Origin of the sequence: Actinoplanes sp. CA-051413, from assembly GCF_050955795.1 — a bacterium.
Taxonomy (GTDB): domain Bacteria; phylum Actinomycetota; class Actinomycetes; order Mycobacteriales; family Micromonosporaceae; genus Actinoplanes.
The window spans coordinates 1517834-1533835 of sequence record NZ_CP192100.1 but is presented as its reverse complement, the minus strand read 5'-3'; the positions used below and the strand labels follow the sequence as shown (position 1 = coordinate 1533835).

Genomic DNA, 16002 nt, shown 5'->3' with positions numbered 1-16002 from the left:
TTCCATCGACATATGTCACCGAGTAAATAGATACACATCACGGCCGCAACGGGCACGCGCATCGATCTCGATCGCTTCCGCGGTGGTCCCTTCAAGACCGTCGGCCGTCCACTGTGTTTACCCTTGTAGGACTCCCAAAAAATGCGCTCTGACCTGCACTTATTCACGTCCATTGAAGTATCTTCCGTCGGTTACGGTCCCGCGTCAGGAAGGCTCGGGGATTGCGTACCACCGCGTCACGTTGTCGTCCCCCAGGTCGCAAGCGGCCTGCGAGTGGACCATGCAACGCTTGAGTGCCGAGTAGGTCGTGGTCCGGTCCAGGGAAATGTTCGTAGCGGCCTTCACTTGCTGACGGACCTCCGCGACGGTGAGGGGCTTGTCCGCCTCGCGGAGGGCGGTGAGTACCAGGTCGGTGGTCATGGTGTTGGGTGAGCGCATCGCGGTCACACTCCTTCGCTCGGGCAGTTCGATGGGTGGCGGCCGGGTGGACCCCGTCGCCCTGGTCGATGCGGTCTCGGCAGCCCCGGTACTCCCGCAGGGTCACCAGTTCGGAACCCCGCGACGCCATGCCCGGCTATCCCATTGAGAGGCGATCTCGACGGGCGCGGTCACGGTGTCGGCGTCGAGTCCGGGCGGGGCGTAGAGCGCGGTGGGCACGGTGACGACGGGGCCGGTGGTGGGTGCCTGCGTGTCGTCGTCGGGTGTCGTGTCGTCGGTGTTGGTGGTCGGGTCGGTCATCGGTGGTTCCTCTCCTCGTGCGCCGGTGGCATGCCGGGCGTCTGTGAACCTCTGTGAGCCGTGCGCGGGTCGCTGGGTGGGTCGGTGCACCCGGGCGACTTTCGCGATGCGGTGGGATGCCCTGCCGGGTGTTCGCTGTCAGGGCGGGGCACCCGGCATCCTGGGGATCTCTTGCATGCGGCGGCCCCGGGCGTAGCGGCCGACACGGTGGGTCCATGCCCGCCAGAGCGGCCACAGGTTTTCGCTGGCGACGGCGCACCACGGCTCATGGGCGAGCGTGGCGGTAGACGGGTTGAAGCACTGTCCGCAGGCGTGGCAGCGGCCCGGCGGTGGTGCAAGTCCGCCGGGCGCGCATGGCGGCGAGCAGCGGCGGCGGCATGGCGGTCCAGATGCCGGGAACGATGATCAGGGTGCCGCCGGGTTCGGCGCCCTGGTGGAACACGTCGTCGTCTCCGTCGTGGCGGACGAAGGTGCTCGGTTCGGCCGGGTCCGTGCTGCGGGCAGGACCCAGAGCTGCCGGGAACGGGCCGCATGTTGGGGTCCGGCCGGGAGAGACTGTCGGCATGGCTGAACCGCAAGTCGACCTGCTGACCCGGCTCGTGGCGAGCCTGGATGATGACCCCTCCTTCGAGGTTCTCGGGGAGTTGGAGACCAGCCCGTGGGGGTCTGGGCAGTGGGTGAAGTTCACCGACGCGGAAGGCCGGGAGCACTACCTGCGGGTCGTGGTCGAGCCCTACCGGCCGACTCGCTGACGCGGGCTGGTCCTGGCGGGACCATTCAGCGGCACGGCCAGGGAAGGGTGTGATGTGTGACCGCCCCCTTATAGGGGCGGTCACACAGTCACACCCCCTGTGCCCTGGTGTGACAGGGGTGTGACGGTCACGGGTTGACCTGGGAAATCGCCGGGGGTGTGACCATGCGACCGACACGGGCGAGCCGGAGAGTCCGGTGGTCACACCTCCTGGGCCGCTGGGTGCGGGTGTGACGGGCTGTGATCTCACGGGTTGGCGCCCATTCCGGCTTCTGTCGCCACCCACTCAGATGCGCGCCCACTGCCCATGTCGAGCCGGTCGGCAAAACCGGCATCGCACAGCGCATTCAGCTCTCTTGAACAGGTCTCGCGCGCCAACCCATGACCATGCTTCTTGACCATCCAATCAACGAGCGTGCGTGTGGTTGCGGGGGCGCCGCCGAAATGCCTCAACGAGTCGAGCAGCTTCGCGCGGGCCGGGGGCATCGCCGCAGATCCCCCGGTGCTCGGCTCGTCGGCGTCGACGAGTTCCGCATTGACCTGGTGATGCAGCGGCGAGTCCAGGTCGTCGGGATGGTCTGCGCGAATCCGCCGAGTTACGCGCAGGGTGCCACCGGGGATGCTGCCGCCGATGAAGTCAAGTTCAGTGATCACTGTCGTCTCGGTCGTCGCGCGGTTCAACTTGCGGCTCTTCACCGCAGCGGTGGCCAGTACCCGTCCCCATTCGGCCGGTCCAGCCCCCGTGATACGCCCGGCACCGCGACCTTCCTTGCGGTTGAGGTGCGTGGCGACCCACAACCCCGAACCGGCCGCCTGACACAAATGCTGCGGCCGTTCCAGTAGCTCACCCATGGCGTACAGATCCGATCCGCTTGCGCCTCCTGCGGACAGGTACAGCGGGTCGAGGGTGGTCAGAACGGGCCGCACCTTATCCAGCTGATCGGCCATCTCACCGAGGTGCACGACGCTGCGTAGGTGCGGGGCGCGGGCACAGATTGTGATCGGTAGATCGTCGGCGTTCACACCGACCGAAGCTGCCACCGCGTCGATTCGGCGCAGGATGTCAGCCTCGCCACCCTCGCCGCAAAACATCACTACCGGCCCCGACAGGTCGACGTCGATCGCACTAAGCCACGGAGTGCCGGACGCGACTGCAACAGCGACGGCGACGGTGTTCCAGGTCTTCTGCGCCTTCATCTCACCCGCGTGGACTCCGTAGTCCCCGGCGGGCCACAGTCCCCGCAGAAGCCACTTACGCGGCCCGGCTGCGGCGACCCGTGCTCGCACTTCGGTAACCGTCGCGAACCTCAACACAGGTGCAACTGATTGCGCAGGCTCCGCACGCGTCGGCCGGGCGGGTACGGCCTTGCCCTGCGTGACGGGCAGGGCGGGGACCGGGCAGTGGCACGTGTCGAACTGGCACCGGTGGCAGAGCCCCGGCGGCAGGGTTTTGCAGATGAAGCACGAGCCGTCCGGGTCTAGCTGCGCGCGACAGGAATTGCACAGGGTCATTGTCGTCACGCCGTACCCCGCACATCCTGCGACCGACGCTGAGACGGCGGGATCACCGAAGCTGCCAGCTCCCGCCCGGCAGCGATGCGCTCTGCGACGCCGAGAGTGAACCCGACTTCGGCCCAGTAGTCGGCGCTGTCGGCGGCGCGTTCCTCCGCTTCGAGACGCCGAAGAATCTCGCGCAGCTCACGGACCTTCAGGTGGGCGACGTCGGCGGGGGCGGCCAGGGCGACGCCGCAGACACGGTCGAGGTCGCGGGAAATGCGGCGATGAGAGCGGAGACGGTGCGCGAATTGCGAGCGACGCCATGCCTCTCTATCGCCAACCGCAGAAGTGGCGGAGGTGGAATGACGCACCGACACCGCCATTGCGCTAGATTCCTTTTGGGGAAAAGGGTCGCGCGTTCCGGTAGCGGGGGCCGATCTCATGAGCGGTCGGCTCCCGGTTTCACTGGTCACGTAACCTCGCCATCCGCGCACTCCCGAGCGACCTCCCCACCTCAGGCCGGGTCAGATGCAGCGGCATACTGGCCGTCCAGCCAGGCATCGAGGTCAGACCGGCGGTACATCACTTTCCGGGCGCCCAACCGAAACGCTTTCGGGCCCGTCCCCTGATGACGCCACCACCGCAAGGTGCCCGGCGGCGTATTCAGGAGTGCAGCCGCCTGGGCAGTGGTCAACAGCTGATCGACAACAGCGTCCAACGCTCTTCCTTTCGTGGCGCGCATTCTTGCGGCTACTTCATTGATGGGCCGGGCGGGTCGGCCCGGGTCTCGATCCACATATCGACGTCGAGGCGGCGCCACCGCAGATGGCGGCCCACACGGACGGCGCGTGGCCCGACGTTTCGATTGCGCCATGCGTACAAGGTGCTCTTCGGAATTCCGAGGACTTCGGCAACCTCGACGGGGGTCAGCAGCCGATCATTCACCCAGCCGCTCCTTTCTGAGGATGCAAAGATGCCGGGAGTCGCTGGCAGCGCTTTCTCGGTGGGATTACTTCAACATGGTTGAGGACAGAATGCAACCGCCGAAGCAATAGATCAGAAAAGCGATTAACGTTCACACGCTAATAGCGCGCCATCATTCGCAACTCTCAGCAATACACCGCACTGACGCGCCACTAGACGCAATTAATATCCATCGCTTCGAAGGTCCCGATGCAATACGACCGGGTGATGTCGGCACCCCGCCCAGCCGGTTACGCTGTCGATGCAAGGAAACAATGCGCACGGTTGACTAAAGGCACGCTCCACCCGGGCCTAGCCAACGGCATCCATAGACACATAAGGCCCGAACGTGCTCGACGTTTACCAAACGGCACACGGGGCCTAACAGCGGGCGCAAATTCGCATACGGGAGTACATGAATGGCGAGCATTAAGAAGCGGTCTGACGGCAAGTGGCGGGCGCGATATCGCGACGAGGCAGGCAAGGAGCACTCGCGCCACTTCGAGCGGAAGGCCGACGGCCAACGGTGGCTGAACGAGGTCACGGCCGCCACGGTCACCGGGCAGTACGTCGACCCGCGCGCCGGGGACATCACGGTGGCTGCTTACGCCCGTGAATGGGCCGCCTCCCGCCCGCACAACGCCCGCACCGCCCGCCGCGTCGCTTCGGCGATCAAAAATCACGTCGCGGACACGAAGCTGGGCGCACGCCCGATCAAGAAGGTCTCGCCCAGCGAGGCGCAGGCATGGGCCACTGGCCGCGCCAAGGTGCTCGCCCCGTCAACATGCGCATACACGGTCTACCTGGTCCGCTCGATCTTCACCGCTGCGGTCCTCGACCTGAAGATCCCCAGCAACAGGAACCCCTTCGCGAAGACATCAATGCCGAAGTCGGATCACGCCCGGATTGTGCCGCTGACGGTCGACCAGGTGCGGACCCTGGCTGCGCATATGCCGAACTACTGCCGGGCCATGGTGATCGTTCAGGCCGGGCTGGGGCTGCGGGTCGGCGAGTTGCTGGCGCTGCGTGTGCACGACGTCGACTTTCTCCGGCGCGCGGCGCGGGTCGAGACGCAGATCCCGCCGAACGAGCGGGAGCGCGAGGATCCGAAGACGCCGCTGTCGAAGCGGTCACTGCCGCTCCCTGCGTTTGTCGCTGACGCCCTCGCCGCGCACATCGCCGAGTTCCCGCCGCTGGAGGACGGAAGCCTGTTCTACAACAGCGGTAAGCGTCTATGGACCACGAGCCACTACGGCAAGGTGTTCATCGCCGCAGCAGGCAAGGCCGGTATGCCGAAGGGCACCACGAGCCATGATCTCCGTCACCACTACGCCAGCGTGCTGCTGCACGCTGGCGAGTCTGTGGTGGCAGTTGCGGAGCGGCTAGGCCACAAGAACGCCAGCCTGGTGCTCAAGGTCTACGGGCACCTGATGCCGGACTCAGAAGAGCGGACCCGTAAGGCGCTCGACTCCGCGTGGCGCGCTCCTGCGGACCAGGTGCGGACTTCTGGATCAAGCAACGCCGTGTGACCAGCCAAAACGCGCCCTATGCGGATGTTGGTGTCGAACACTGCGTCTCCTTATCGAGGGGGAAGTGCGGCGGGCGATCTGGGAAGCAGCGTGCGCCGAACGCCCCGATGTCCGCTTCAGGAGCCGCGCCGGCCTGTGGATGACGGGGGAATGTGGAAAACCGCGGAAGATCCCGCTGATCTGGTATGGCGCGAAGGTCCCTACGCGTGGGTAACCTGGCGGCGTGGAGACCGACGTCCTGGGCGTGCCGTACGAGCGAATCACCATCGACCTGGGCACCGACGACGAGGGCGCCGTCGTCGCGACCCTGGTCCGCCGGCGCGGGGACACCCCGTCACGGCGCGCGGTGCTGTACGTGCACGGCTTCGTCGACTACTTCTTCCAGACCCATCTGGCGGACTTCTTCGTCGAACGCGGCTGGGACTTCTACGCGCTGGACCTGCGCAAGTACGGCCGCAGCCTGCTGCCGCACCAGACGCCGAACTTCGCGCGCAGCCTCACCGAGTACTACCCGGAACTGGACGAGGCGGCCCGGATCATCCGCGAGGACGACGGCCACGACCAGCTGCTTGTCGCCGGCCATTCCACCGGCGGCCTGATCACGTCACTGTGGTCGCACTCCCGCCACGACCAGGGCATCGTCGACGGCCTGTTCCTCAACAGCCCGTTCTTCGACTTCAACGTGCCGTGGCTGCTGCGCAGGCCACTGATGAACATGGTCGGCCGCACAAGCAGCCGGAATCCGTACAGGGTGCTGCCCATGAGCACGCTCGGCCTGTACGGGCAGAGCCTGCACAGCGATCACCGTGGCGAGTGGACGTACGACCTCGCCTGGAAACCAGTGAACGGCTTCCCCGTCCGTACCGGATGGCTCGAAGCGATCCGCCGCGGCCAGGCCCGCCTGCGCGCCGGGCTGGCCATCGACGCCCCGGTCATGGTCGCCTGCTCGACGCGGACCTTCCGCGGCAAGAGCTGGAGCGAAGACGTACGGCTGAGCGACTCGGTCCTGGACGTGGAGCACATCGTGCGCTGGGCGCCGCGGCTCGGGCCGCGCGTGACGATCGCGCGGTTCGACGGCGGCATGCACGACCTGACGCTGTCCGGCAAGGACGTACGCACAGAGCTCTTCCAGGAACTGGGCAGATGGGTCGACGCGTTCGTCCCACCGAAGGGCACGCCGGAGATCTCCGTACCCCCGGCGCCGGAGGACAAAGCGGACGCCACGACGGCTTGACATCCCGCTCGACCGAGCGGCGGCGAAACTCTAGTATGTGCTGGCCAGCACACTCCGTGGGCCGGCCAGGCGCTCGTAGCTCAGCGGATAGAGCAACGGACTTCTAATCCGTCGGTCGCAGGTTCGAATCCTGCCGGGCGCGCCAGCTCACAGCTTGTCATCAATCGTGCGTGCCCCTTGCGGGCTCCGTGCCCGCTCGGGCGCCCGGGACCGGGATGCCTAGCCGTCCGCCGCAAACCAGAGGCAACCAGGGCGCGCGGAGTTTGCGCGACGGGATGCCGGCCCCCGCGATCGTCTGCCGCCGGTAGTGTTCCGGCCGTGAATCTCATGATCGACGAGAGCAGCCGTCAGATACGTCAGTTTGTCTGCCAGTGCTGTAACACCAACGCCGAGCGCACCTGGGCCAACCTCTACCAGGATGGAACGGCGGTGGCGGTCTACTTCGCCACCTGCTATCACCACGACGGCGTTCACGAAGCCTGGATCGACGCCATCCTGGGAAGCTGGGGGCACAACCAGTTCGAGGATCACATCACCTTCGGGTGCCGCGTCGGACCCGTCGCGAACTCGCCTCTACCCGCCGCGACGCTCGTCGACGGCGGGGCAGCCGCGCCGGACAGCCCCATCCAAGGCCAGAAGCTCAGTCGCGATGAGGGATTGGGTCACCCACGGCTCGCCGAGTTCTGGCAGCTCGTCGACCACGTGCTGGAACACGACGACCTGGTACGCCGCCACATCTACGGCACCGCTGCTCCAACCGCGGAGTAGCGAACCGGCGGCGCGGCCGACGCGCCGTCCACACTGTGACCATGGAGTATTTCGGCCGGGTGCCCGCCCCTCCGCTCGACAGCTTCATCGACGACATCTACTGCCTGGCCGGCACCCCACGCCACCCCCGCATGAACGTCCCACCTATGCCCTCAGCCCACCTCTTCCTCAACCTCGGCGACCCCATCCGCCTCTCGGACTCCGACCCATCCATGCCACCAGCAGTGCTGACCGATGGCTGGTTCATGGGCGTCTGGACCAGGCGCTTCCTCATCGACTACCCCACCCGAGTACGACTCGTCGGCGTCCATTTCAAACCCTGGGGCATCTCCCCCTTCGTCGACCTACCGGCATCCGAACTGCGCAACCACTGGATCCCGATCGACACTCTCTGGCAGCGATCCCTGGACCGGCTCCGTACCGAATCGTCTGCCTCCGCAGCACTACACGTGCTGGAGAAAGAGCTGCGATCGCGCCTCGCCGAAACACCGTCGCGCGGCCTCGACCTGGTCCAGCACACCGGCGGTCGCCTGGAGCTCTCCCACGGCGTGGTCCCGGTCGGCGCCCTCGCGGATGCCGCCGGCGTCAGCGGCAGCCACCTCGCCACCCAGTTCCGCTCCCACAGCGGAGTCACCCCGAAGCGAATGGCCCGGATCTACCGCTTCGCCCGCCTGATCGTCTCCGTGGACGCACGACACCCGGTCAACTGGTCGCACTTCGCCCACACCGCCGGCTATTTCGACCAGGCCCACTTCAGCAAGGAGTTCAAGGACTTCACCGGCCACACCCCCACCGAATACCTGGCCCTGCGGCGCCGGTTCCCCGCCGAGCCGGGCTTCCCGCCGGACAGCGGCCCGATGCCGGCCATTTGATTTTTACAAGCCCCCTTCGCCCCGGACGCGACACCATCGGGAGGCAAAGCACCCGAGGAGGACCCATGGGCACAGTGACCATGCACAACGTGGTGTCGGTGGACGGCTTCATCGCCGACCTGAACGACGATGTCGGACCGCTGCACGACTGGTACTTCAACGGGGACACGCCGATCACCCCGAGCGACGACCAGGAGTTCGATCACTCCGGCACCGGCAGCGGCTTCCGGGTCTCGCGAGCCTCAGCCGAATACGTACGATCAACCTGGGCGGGAATCGGCACGATCATCATGGGCCGCCACCTGTTCGACCTGGTGAACGGCTGGGAAGGCCGCCCACCCGCCGGCGATCACGTGGTCGTGTTGTCGCACCGCCCCAAGCCCGCCGGCTGGCACCCCGAAGCGTCCTACCACTTCTTCGACGACGTGACGGCCGCCGTCGACAAGGCCAAGCAGCTCGCCGGGGACCGGAACGTCGCGGTGAGCGCCGGAGACGCAGCCGGGCACATCCTGGCGGCCGGTCTCGTCGACGAGGTGGCCATGGACGTGGTGCCGGTGGTGTTCGGATCCGGCAAACGCTTCTTCGGCGGCATCAACGCCCAGCACCTGCTGGAGGACCCTCACGTGGTCATCCAGGGTGAGCGGGTCCTGCACCTGAGGTTCAAGGTCAGAGCGGGGTCGCGGGCGGAGCCCGATCTCGCCTAAGGTCCCTCGCCATGAAGTCGAAGTTCCCGATCATGGCGCTCGCCAGCGTGATGGCCGCCCTGCTCAGTACCGCGCCCGCGCAGGCGCAGGCCCCAGCAGACCTACGGGTCGAGATCTCCGACACCGTCGTGGCACCCGGCGGCGCGACCAGAATCTGGCTTCGGACCTACTCCGCACCGGCCCAGAGCGTGCAGGCGAACAGCGTCAGCTACCGCATCTCGCAGAGCCTGGTCGACGCCGGCGTCACCGTGGACATCGACTACGACACGCCCAACTGCACCGGCGGGGTCGCCACCCTGAGCTGCAGCTTCGAGGACGAGTTCTTCGACTTCACCCCGGCCGGCGAGCGCAGCCACTGGGCCGTGCTCAAGGCCGCCGCGTCGGTGCCGGTCGGGACCGAGGGCACGATCACCGCCACCTTCCGGGGTTACCACGACGAGGTGGTCACGGGCGTCGCCGACGTCACCGTCGCCGAGGGCGTCAGCCTTGTCGCCGTCCCCAGCCCGACGCTGTCGGCGCAGCCGGGTGAGCCGTTCGAGGTGCCGTTGAGCGTGCGTAATGCCGGTGCGAACGTCGCCGATGGCATCGGGATGAGCGTCGACCGCTCCGCGTGGGCCATGCAGGCCGGGACGCGCTACCGCAACTGCCGGTACGACGCCGACCGGCTGGTGTCGTGCAGCTTCGACCAGCAGCTGCAGCCGGGGACCGCCTATCGGCTCGCCCTGCCGTACCGGCTGCGCAGCAACACGATCGCGCCGGTCAACCTGTCCGCCAATTTCACCTGGCGTACGACCGCGCAACATGACGGTTATCTGGCTGAGGAGAAGGCGCTGGGCAAGCCCGCCGGCACCGCCGGGGACGGGCCGGTGCTGCGGCTCGAGCCGTTCGTCTCCGCGGCGGCGAAGCGGCAGGCTGATGTGGATTACCGGGACAGCACCTCGCGGGTGCGGATCGCGGTGACCGGCCGCAACGGTGTCGACCTGGTTGCCCTGGGCGCCGAGGTCGACGGGGACGCCGGTGACGTGGTCACGGCAGCGGTCGGGGTGCGCAACGACGGACCGGCCGTCCTCGACCTGGACCAGTCGACCACCGCCGCGCGGATGCTTGTGTCGGTGCCCGAGGGCACCGAGGTCGTGACCGTGCCGGCCCGCTGCCGCCAGGTCGTCGACGGCGTTCCCGCCTGGAATGTGCCGGCCAAGCCCGGCGCCGCCCAGTACGGGTGTCGCACCAGCAATCACCTGGAGGTCGGGGCGAGCGAGAAGTTCCGCTTCGGTCTGCGCATCAACCGGGTGATCACGGGCGCGAGCGGACCGGTGCAGGTCACCGCCGCCTGCGGGACGTGCGAGCTGGACAAGGCGAACGACAAGGCACTGATCACGATCAACGGCGCCGGAGGCGGTGGGGGCGGTGGACTGCCGGTGACCGGCACGCCGATCGCCGCGGTCGCGGGCGCGGCTCTCCTGCTGCTCCTGGCGGGCACCGGCGGCGTGCTGCTCACCCGCCGACACCGAACCCGATTCCAAGCCTGAGTGGCCCACCAGTATCGCACCCGGTTCCAGGCCCGAACGGCCCACCGGCGCCAAACCCAGGCCCGGTGAAAAGGCCTGAGCAACCCGCTACTCGCCCAGCTTCAGATCGACGATGACCCCCTGATCAGCGCAGGCCGACTGAAGACCGGTCACGTGTTCGGTGAGCGGACCCATGAAGGCCAGCGCTCCCAATCCCGGTTCGTCGCCCAGCTTCGACAACTGCCAGACCAGGTCGATCAGCTTCGTACCGTGATCGCGGATGTCCTCGTAGCGCGAGTCCTCGAAGACCCCGCGCAGTTCGCGGTATTCAGCCTCGGTCATCGTCTTGTCGCCGTCGTCCCCGTCGACCGCCTTGTCGCCGTCCCGCAGAGCCTCGCAGGCCGCCACCCCGGAATCCGTCCGGATGACGCGGTCGTAGAGGAACCACCCGCCCGTGCCGGCCACGACCAGGAGAGCGACGGCCAGCGCCAGCCACGGCAGCAGGCTGCGACGAGGCGGCTGCGGCTGCGGCCCGTACCCGGTGAAAGCGGCCGGCGGGCCCGCCGGCACAACAGGGACCTGCGGGTCGTACGGCGACCGAGGCGGGTACGCCATGAGAACTCCTGAGCGACGGACTGGTGAGCGGAAGGCAACCGCCCGAACACTGTGGATGCCCACGCCCGCCGGGGACAGCGTCCGCGCCCGGATCTCGGATGATCGGCCACCAGGTCGATCCGACCGGCTGCAATCTCACCGGGAACACGAAAGAGTCAGCCGATGAAGGTCGTGGAGATCCGCCGCTACCCGATCAAGTCCCTGCTGGGTGAACGGCCCTCGGCCGTCGACGTCGAGCAGCGCGGGCTGGCCGGTGACCGGCTCTGGGCCGTCCGCGACACCGACGGCAAACTGGGCAGCGGCAAGAACACCCGGCGTTTCCGGCGGATGGACGGCCTGTTCCGGTTGCGCGGGCACTTCGCTGATCCCGTACCGCTGGTGGAGTTGGCCGACGGGCGCCGTTTCGCCGCTGACGACCCGGCCGGGCACCGGGCGGTCAGCGACGTGCTGGGCCGGCCGGTCACGATCACCCGCGAGGCTGAGGTCGTCCACCACGACGAGGGGCCGGTGAGCGTAATCAGCACCGCCGCCCTGCGCCGGCTGCGGGAGCTGACCGGGGAAGAGGTCGACCCGCTGCGCTTCCGGGCGAACCTGCTGATCGACGTGCCCGGCACCGGCTTCCTGGAGGAGGAGTGGCTGGGGCGGGACCTGCGGATCGGCGACCGGGTCGTGTTACGGCCGCGGCGGCGCCTCACCCGGTGCGTGATGATCGACCTGGCGCAGGAGGACGTGCCGGAGCACGGCCGGCTGCTGCGGACCGTCGCGGAGCACCACGACCTGACCTTCGGCGTCTGGGCGACCGTCGAGCGCACAGGCCGGATCGAGCTGCTGGATGACACGGTTGCCGACCCTATGTAGAGTGCCTACATGCCTCCGCGGATGACCATGCCGGTGCTCAAGGTGGTGGCGGCGCTGCTCGCCGATCCCGCCGCCGAGCGTTACGGCCTGCAGCTCATGCAGGCCACCGGACTGCCCAGCGGCACCCTCTACCCGGTGCTGGTCCGCCTCGAGCGGGCCGGCTGGGTCGAGTCGCGCTGGGAGCAGAGCGATCCGGCCGCCGAGGGCCGGCCCGCCCGGCGCTATTACCGGCTCACCGCGGACGGCGCCGTCGAGGCCCGGCGTGAAGTCGCGGTCATGCAGCAGCAGATGGCCCAGGTGGCCGTCCCGGGCACCAAGGCGCAGCCGGCATGAGCGCGGCCGACCGCCTGGCGCGGCGCCTGGTCGACTCCGCAGCGCGGCGCTGGCCGGCGGACCTGCGCGATGACCTGGCCCGGGACTGGCACGCCGAGCTGGACGCGTCGTTATCTTCCTGGCGCGCCTTGACCTTCGCGGGCAGCCTGGCCGTCTCCCCCGCCGTCGAGGAGGCCGACGAGGAGCCGGTGACCTGGGCGCAGCGCGGGGCCGGTTGGGCCCGCACGCTGTCGGTGCCGGCCGCGCTGACCCTGCTGGCAGCGGCGCTGGTCAACGCCGCTCATCTGGCGCAGGGGCGTTTCGGCGCGCTCGCCGGGGCCGTGGCACTGATCGCCGCTGCGGCTGTGATGGTGGCGGTCGGCGGCCGCACGACCGTGGGCCGGGTGGTGCTGCTGGGTGCGGCCGGTTACGCCTTCCTCCTGGCCGGCAACCAGGTGGCGGTCATGCCGTTCATGGGCTGGATCGACATCGGCCCGGCGGTGCTGGCGTGGACGATCCTGACCGCTGCGACCGTACGGGTGAGCACCAGCTTGCGAGCCACAGGCCGCACCACCCTCGCCGCAGTGGCGGCAGTCGCCGGTGCCGTGCTCGCGCTTGACGTCGCCGCAGCCGCCGGTTCCCTGCACGCCGCCGCGGTCCTCGGGGTGAACGCCGCCTCGGCGCCGTCCTGGTTCCCGCTCGCCCTGCTGCCCGGCGGGATCGCCGACTTCGGGGCCTACTTCGCGGACGGCACGGCCACGTTCGGCCACCTCCAGCAGGCCGGACCGGCGTTCCATGCCTCCGACGTCCTGCTCGGCAACGCCTCGGCGATGATCGGCCCGCTCACCCTGTGCTCGGTCGCGGTCGTCGCCGCCCTGCTGCGCCGCGGTTCGCCTCGGATTCCGGAGGCGATGCGGTCCCCGGACGCCGCCGGCAAGGTAGCGCTCGGCGTGGTGGCCGGGCTGGGCGGCCTGGCGATCGGCGAGGTGCTGCGGCGGTCCGGCGGCGCGGCCGAGCTGACCCTGCACCGGCTGGTCGACAACTCGGCGGTGTTCGGCTTCGGCTTCCTCGCCCACCCCGCGGGCCGGCTGGCCGTCGCGCTGCTGATCGGTTTGCTGGTGGCCCACCTCGGCGCCCCGGCACGCCGGGCGTCATGAGCGCGCGGGCCGCGGTCCTCGCCCGCTTGGCGGCCGAGCCCGGACGAGCCCGGCACGGTCTCGACCTGGTGCGGGAGGCGGGCGTTGCGAGTGGGTCGCTCTACCCCTTACTCGTACGCCTCCAGCGCGCCGGCCTGATCGAGGCGCACTGGTCGGCCGGCCGCCGCGCGTACCGTCTCACCGGCCCGCTCCCACCGGCCACCGCCGAACGACGCAGCGCGCGCCCCGCCCTGCTCTGGCTGCCCGCCGCGCTGGCGGCGCTGATCACCGCCTGGGCCGTGCTCGCCCGCCCGGCCGACGTCCGCCTCTCCGACCTGGGCGTCTACACCGGCGCGGTGCAGGGCCTGACCCACGGCGCGAGCCTGTACGACTTCATCAGCGCCGGCAACGCCCCCTTCACCTATCCCCCGTTCGCCGGCCTGGTCTTCCTGCCCCTCGCCGGCCTCCCCACCCTGCCGTTGCAGCTGGCCTGGACCCTCGCCACGATCGTCACCGTCGCCGGCCTGGCGCTGCTGCTGGGCCGGCGGGCCCCCGCGTACGCCCTGGTCCTGGTGTTGTCGGCGCCGGTCTCCTCCGACCTGAAGTACGGCCAGGTCAGCCTCTTCCTCGCCGCCCTGATCACGGTCGACCTGCTGGCCCTGCGGCACAGCCGGTGGCAGGGCCTGCTCGTCGGGCTGGCCGCCGCGGTCAAGCTCACCCCGCTGATCTTCATCCCGCTGCTCTGGTTCGCCGGTCGCCGCCGCGCGGCCGTGCTGGCGTCGGCGACCTTCGCGGCGTGCGGGGCGCTGGCCGCGGTCGCGCTGCCCGGCGACTCGTGGCGGTTCTGGACCACCGAGATCTCGCACGTCAGCCGCCTTGGCTACATCACCTCGGTCGGCAACCAGTCGCTGAACGGCGCTCTGCTGCGCGTCGACTTGTCCGCGCCGATGCGCTCGGCCGTCGTGCTGGTGGCTGGTGGGGTGATCGCCGCGCTGGCGTTGCACCGGGCCACCGGCCGGGCCCGTGACGGTGACTGGTTCTCCGCGCTGGTGCTGACCGGCGCGGCGAGCGTGGTGCTCTCCCCGGTCTCCTGGACCCATCACCAGATCTGGCTGGTCCTGGCCGCACTGCTACCCGTACGCGGCCCGGCCTGGGCCCGGCGCGCCTGGCCGGCCCTGGTGCTCGTGGTGATGCTGCTGCCGGTCCCGGCCCTGGGCCCGCCACTGTGGAGCAACTCGCGGCTGCTGCTGGCGATCACGATCGCGGCGCTGCTGCCGCTGTCCCGGCCGGCGTGGCCCAGTCGACGGTGTACCTGTGCAGCCAGCCGAACATCTTCTCCTGGTCGTAGAACGAGCGCATGGCCAGCGGGAACAGCAGGTCCCGCAGGATCCGGCCGACCGGGCCGGGCGCCTTGTCGTTGTTCACCCGGGCCGTCCGGGCGGCCACCCGCTCCACCCGGGCCCGGCGCAACCCTTCGTAGCTGGTGAAGGCCTGCTCGACGGGCAGGTCACGCAGGGCCCGGGCCAGCTCCACGGAACTCTCGATGGACAGCGACGCGCCCTGCCCCGAGCTGGGGGTCATCGCGTGCGCCGCGTCGCCGACCAGGGCCACCCGGCCGCGGTGCCACACCGGTACGGGCGGCATGTCCTGCAGTCCGCCGACGATGACCAACTCGCCGGGGTCGACCCGGTCGAGCAGACGCAGCGCCGGCAGGGTGTCGGCGGTGAACAACTCGCGCAGCTGCCGCAGCCACTCGGCCGCCGGGGTCTCGTTGGCCTGCGCGGCGGTCAGCATCCGGGCCGACGGCACGTTGGCGAACCAGCCGGCCTCGCCGTCGTCGCCGATCCGGTAGCCGAAGAACGCCTTGCGCCCGAAGGCCAGGTGCATCGCTCCTCCCGTGCTCGGCAGGCCGTGGCCCCGGCTCCAGCCACCGAGCCCGACCAGGCCGGAGTAGCGCGGTTGCGGCGCTGCCGGGTCGAGCAAGCCGCGCACCGTCGAGCGGATGCCGTCCGCGCCGATCAGCACGTCGGCCTCGGCGGTGCTGCCGTCGGCGAAGGTCGCGGTCACCCGGTCGCCGTGGTCCACATAGGTGGTGAGCCGTTTGCCGTACTCGACCGGGACACCGGCTGCGGCGGTCGCGTCCGTCAGCGCCCGGTAGAGCCGGGCCCGGGTGAACGTGTGGCTGGTGGGCAGGCCGGGCAGATCCTCGAACTGGCCGAGCCGCTTGCCGCGACCGGTCTCCATGACCATCCGCGGGGTCGGCACCCCGGCCGCCGCCACCTCGTCGGCGATGCCCGCGGCGGCCAGCGCCGCCATGCCGTTGGGCGCGAGCATCAGCTCGCCGCCGATGCCGTCGGCCTGCCGGTCGTACGCCTCGTACACGGTCGCGGTGATGCCGGCCCGCCGCAGCGCGATCGCCGTGACCGGCCCCGCGATGCCGCCTCCGATCACCATTGCCGTTCGTGCCTTCGTCATGCCCGTCCTCCCCGTGAGAAAATCCCTCGAACCGCCAATTAT

At 69.3% G+C, this 16002-nt stretch carries 18 protein-coding genes, 1 tRNA gene and 1 pseudogene; 12 read left to right on the top strand and 8 right to left on the bottom strand.

The annotated features are described in order from the left end of the window. Nucleotides 1-204: 204 nt before the first annotated feature. Complete coding sequence (locus tag ACQP2Y_RS07330; RefSeq protein WP_433725754.1) at nucleotides 205-438, bottom strand: hypothetical protein; 234 nt, start codon at nucleotides 436-438, stop codon at nucleotides 205-207. Nucleotides 439-540: 102 nt separating this feature from the next. Then, nucleotides 541-738, bottom strand: a complete 198-nt coding sequence (locus ACQP2Y_RS07325; RefSeq protein ID WP_433725753.1) for a hypothetical protein — start codon at nucleotides 736-738, stop codon at nucleotides 541-543. Nucleotides 739-1301: 563 nt separating this feature from the next. Between ACQP2Y_RS07325 and ACQP2Y_RS07320 the strand changes: the two genes are divergently transcribed. Continuing rightward, entirely contained in the window at nucleotides 1302-1490 is a 189-nt protein-coding gene (locus ACQP2Y_RS07320) for a hypothetical protein (protein ID WP_433725751.1), read from the top strand. Nucleotides 1491-1735: 245 nt separating this feature from the next. Here the strand turns inward: ACQP2Y_RS07320 and ACQP2Y_RS07315 are convergent, their stop codons facing one another. The 4 genes from ACQP2Y_RS07315 to ACQP2Y_RS07300 form a co-directional block, all read right to left on the bottom strand. Then, nucleotides 1736-3001, bottom strand: coding sequence for an AAA family ATPase (locus ACQP2Y_RS07315; RefSeq protein WP_433731801.1), 1266 nt, complete (start codon nucleotides 2999-3001; stop codon nucleotides 1736-1738). Nucleotides 3002-3006: 5 nt separating this feature from the next. Beyond that, on the bottom strand, nucleotides 3007-3369 hold the full coding sequence (locus ACQP2Y_RS07310; protein WP_433725749.1) for a hypothetical protein: 363 nt from the start codon (nucleotides 3367-3369) through the stop codon (nucleotides 3007-3009). Nucleotides 3370-3500: 131 nt separating this feature from the next. After that, nucleotides 3501-3728: a helix-turn-helix transcriptional regulator gene (locus ACQP2Y_RS07305; protein WP_433725747.1), complete on the bottom strand. Its 228-nt coding sequence runs from the start codon at nucleotides 3726-3728 to the stop codon at nucleotides 3501-3503. Between the two features lie 8 nt (nucleotides 3729-3736). Further along, a complete protein-coding gene (locus ACQP2Y_RS07300) occupies nucleotides 3737-3931 on the bottom strand; it encodes a helix-turn-helix transcriptional regulator (protein ID WP_433725745.1) in 195 nt (64 codons plus the stop codon). Nucleotides 3932-4368: 437 nt separating this feature from the next. On the opposite strand from ACQP2Y_RS07300, the gene ACQP2Y_RS07295 reads away from it, so the two are divergent. The 7 genes from ACQP2Y_RS07295 (at nucleotide 4369) to ACQP2Y_RS07265 (ending at nucleotide 10585) form a co-directional block, all read left to right on the top strand. Then, on the top strand, nucleotides 4369-5478 hold the full coding sequence (locus ACQP2Y_RS07295) for a tyrosine-type recombinase/integrase (RefSeq protein ID WP_433725743.1): 1110 nt from the start codon (nucleotides 4369-4371) through the stop codon (nucleotides 5476-5478). A 223-nt stretch (nucleotides 5479-5701) separates the two neighbouring features. Then, the gene (locus ACQP2Y_RS07290) at nucleotides 5702-6712 is read left to right on the top strand and encodes an alpha/beta hydrolase (protein ID WP_433725741.1); all 1011 of its coding nucleotides are present in this window, start codon (nucleotides 5702-5704) and stop codon (nucleotides 6710-6712) included. A 69-nt stretch (nucleotides 6713-6781) separates the two neighbouring features. Further along, nucleotides 6782-6857 (top strand) — tRNA-Arg (locus tag ACQP2Y_RS07285). Between the two features lie 173 nt (nucleotides 6858-7030). Beyond that, nucleotides 7031-7480 (top strand): hypothetical protein, encoded by a 450-nt coding sequence (locus ACQP2Y_RS07280; RefSeq protein ID WP_433725739.1) that lies wholly within the window; start codon nucleotides 7031-7033, stop codon nucleotides 7478-7480. A gap of 41 nt (nucleotides 7481-7521) precedes the next feature. Beyond that, nucleotides 7522-8352, top strand: a complete 831-nt coding sequence (locus tag ACQP2Y_RS07275; protein WP_433725737.1) for a DUF6597 domain-containing transcriptional factor — start codon at nucleotides 7522-7524, stop codon at nucleotides 8350-8352. Between the two features lie 65 nt (nucleotides 8353-8417). After that, nucleotides 8418-9056 carry a dihydrofolate reductase family protein gene (locus ACQP2Y_RS07270; protein ID WP_433725735.1) on the top strand — a complete coding sequence of 213 codons (639 nt, stop codon included), beginning with the start codon at nucleotides 8418-8420 and terminating at the stop codon, nucleotides 9054-9056. A gap of 11 nt (nucleotides 9057-9067) precedes the next feature. Continuing rightward, entirely contained in the window at nucleotides 9068-10585 is a 1518-nt protein-coding gene (locus tag ACQP2Y_RS07265) for an LPXTG cell wall anchor domain-containing protein (RefSeq protein ID WP_433725733.1), read from the top strand. 87 nt (nucleotides 10586-10672) lie between these two features. On the opposite strand, the gene ACQP2Y_RS07260 is transcribed toward ACQP2Y_RS07265, so the two are convergent. Beyond that, nucleotides 10673-11179, bottom strand: a complete 507-nt coding sequence (locus ACQP2Y_RS07260) for a hypothetical protein (RefSeq protein WP_433725731.1) — start codon at nucleotides 11177-11179, stop codon at nucleotides 10673-10675. 162 nt (nucleotides 11180-11341) lie between these two features. Here ACQP2Y_RS07260 and ACQP2Y_RS07255 point away from each other — a divergent pair, with 162 nt between their 5' ends. The 4 genes and pseudogenes from ACQP2Y_RS07255 to ACQP2Y_RS07240 all read left to right on the top strand — a co-directional run. After that, entirely contained in the window at nucleotides 11342-12037 is a 696-nt protein-coding gene (locus tag ACQP2Y_RS07255) for an MOSC domain-containing protein (protein ID WP_433725729.1), read from the top strand. Nucleotides 12038-12046: 9 nt separating this feature from the next. Then, nucleotides 12047-12370 (top strand): PadR family transcriptional regulator, encoded by a 324-nt coding sequence (locus ACQP2Y_RS07250; protein WP_433725727.1) that lies wholly within the window; start codon nucleotides 12047-12049, stop codon nucleotides 12368-12370. Further along, complete coding sequence (locus tag ACQP2Y_RS07245; RefSeq protein WP_433725725.1) at nucleotides 12367-13506, top strand: hypothetical protein; 1140 nt, start codon at nucleotides 12367-12369, stop codon at nucleotides 13504-13506. Before ACQP2Y_RS07250 ends, ACQP2Y_RS07245 begins: the two co-directional genes overlap by 4 nt. Further along, a pseudogene (locus ACQP2Y_RS07240) lies at nucleotides 13503-14510 on the top strand (glycosyltransferase 87 family protein); the annotation flags it as partial. The gene ACQP2Y_RS07245 and the pseudogene ACQP2Y_RS07240, both read left to right, overlap by 4 nt. A gap of 229 nt (nucleotides 14511-14739) precedes the next feature. On the opposite strand, the gene ACQP2Y_RS07235 reads toward ACQP2Y_RS07240, so the two are convergent. Continuing rightward, nucleotides 14740-15960 (bottom strand): FAD-dependent monooxygenase, encoded by a 1221-nt coding sequence (locus ACQP2Y_RS07235; protein ID WP_433725723.1) that lies wholly within the window; start codon nucleotides 15958-15960, stop codon nucleotides 14740-14742. Nucleotides 15961-16002 lie beyond the last annotated feature (42 nt).

Excerpts from the sequence above, each read along its gene's own strand:
- ACQP2Y_RS07330 (WP_433725754.1), bottom strand. The coding sequence starts at position 438 with ATGCGCTCACCCAACACCATGACCACCGACCTGGTACTCACCGCCCTC.
- ACQP2Y_RS07325 (WP_433725753.1), bottom strand. The coding sequence starts at position 738 with ATGACCGACCCGACCACCAACACCGACGACACGACACCCGACGACGAC.
- ACQP2Y_RS07320 (WP_433725751.1), top strand. The coding sequence starts at position 1,302 with ATGGCTGAACCGCAAGTCGACCTGCTGACCCGGCTCGTGGCGAGCCTG.
- ACQP2Y_RS07315 (WP_433731801.1), bottom strand. The coding sequence starts at position 3,001 with ATGACCCTGTGCAATTCCTGTCGCGCGCAGCTAGACCCGGACGGCTCG.
- ACQP2Y_RS07310 (WP_433725749.1), bottom strand. The coding sequence starts at position 3,369 with ATGGCGGTGTCGGTGCGTCATTCCACCTCCGCCACTTCTGCGGTTGGC.
- ACQP2Y_RS07305 (WP_433725747.1), bottom strand. The coding sequence starts at position 3,728 with ATGCGCGCCACGAAAGGAAGAGCGTTGGACGCTGTTGTCGATCAGCTG.
- ACQP2Y_RS07295 (WP_433725743.1), top strand. The coding sequence starts at position 4,369 with ATGGCGAGCATTAAGAAGCGGTCTGACGGCAAGTGGCGGGCGCGATAT.
- ACQP2Y_RS07275 (WP_433725737.1), top strand. The coding sequence starts at position 7,522 with ATGGAGTATTTCGGCCGGGTGCCCGCCCCTCCGCTCGACAGCTTCATC.
- ACQP2Y_RS07270 (WP_433725735.1), top strand. The coding sequence starts at position 8,418 with ATGGGCACAGTGACCATGCACAACGTGGTGTCGGTGGACGGCTTCATC.
- ACQP2Y_RS07265 (WP_433725733.1), top strand. The coding sequence starts at position 9,068 with ATGAAGTCGAAGTTCCCGATCATGGCGCTCGCCAGCGTGATGGCCGCC.
- ACQP2Y_RS07260 (WP_433725731.1), bottom strand. The coding sequence starts at position 11,179 with ATGGCGTACCCGCCTCGGTCGCCGTACGACCCGCAGGTCCCTGTTGTG.
- ACQP2Y_RS07255 (WP_433725729.1), top strand. The coding sequence starts at position 11,342 with ATGAAGGTCGTGGAGATCCGCCGCTACCCGATCAAGTCCCTGCTGGGT.
- ACQP2Y_RS07250 (WP_433725727.1), top strand. The coding sequence starts at position 12,047 with ATGCCTCCGCGGATGACCATGCCGGTGCTCAAGGTGGTGGCGGCGCTG.
- ACQP2Y_RS07245 (WP_433725725.1), top strand. The coding sequence starts at position 12,367 with ATGAGCGCGGCCGACCGCCTGGCGCGGCGCCTGGTCGACTCCGCAGCG.
- ACQP2Y_RS07235 (WP_433725723.1), bottom strand. The coding sequence starts at position 15,960 with ATGACGAAGGCACGAACGGCAATGGTGATCGGAGGCGGCATCGCGGGG.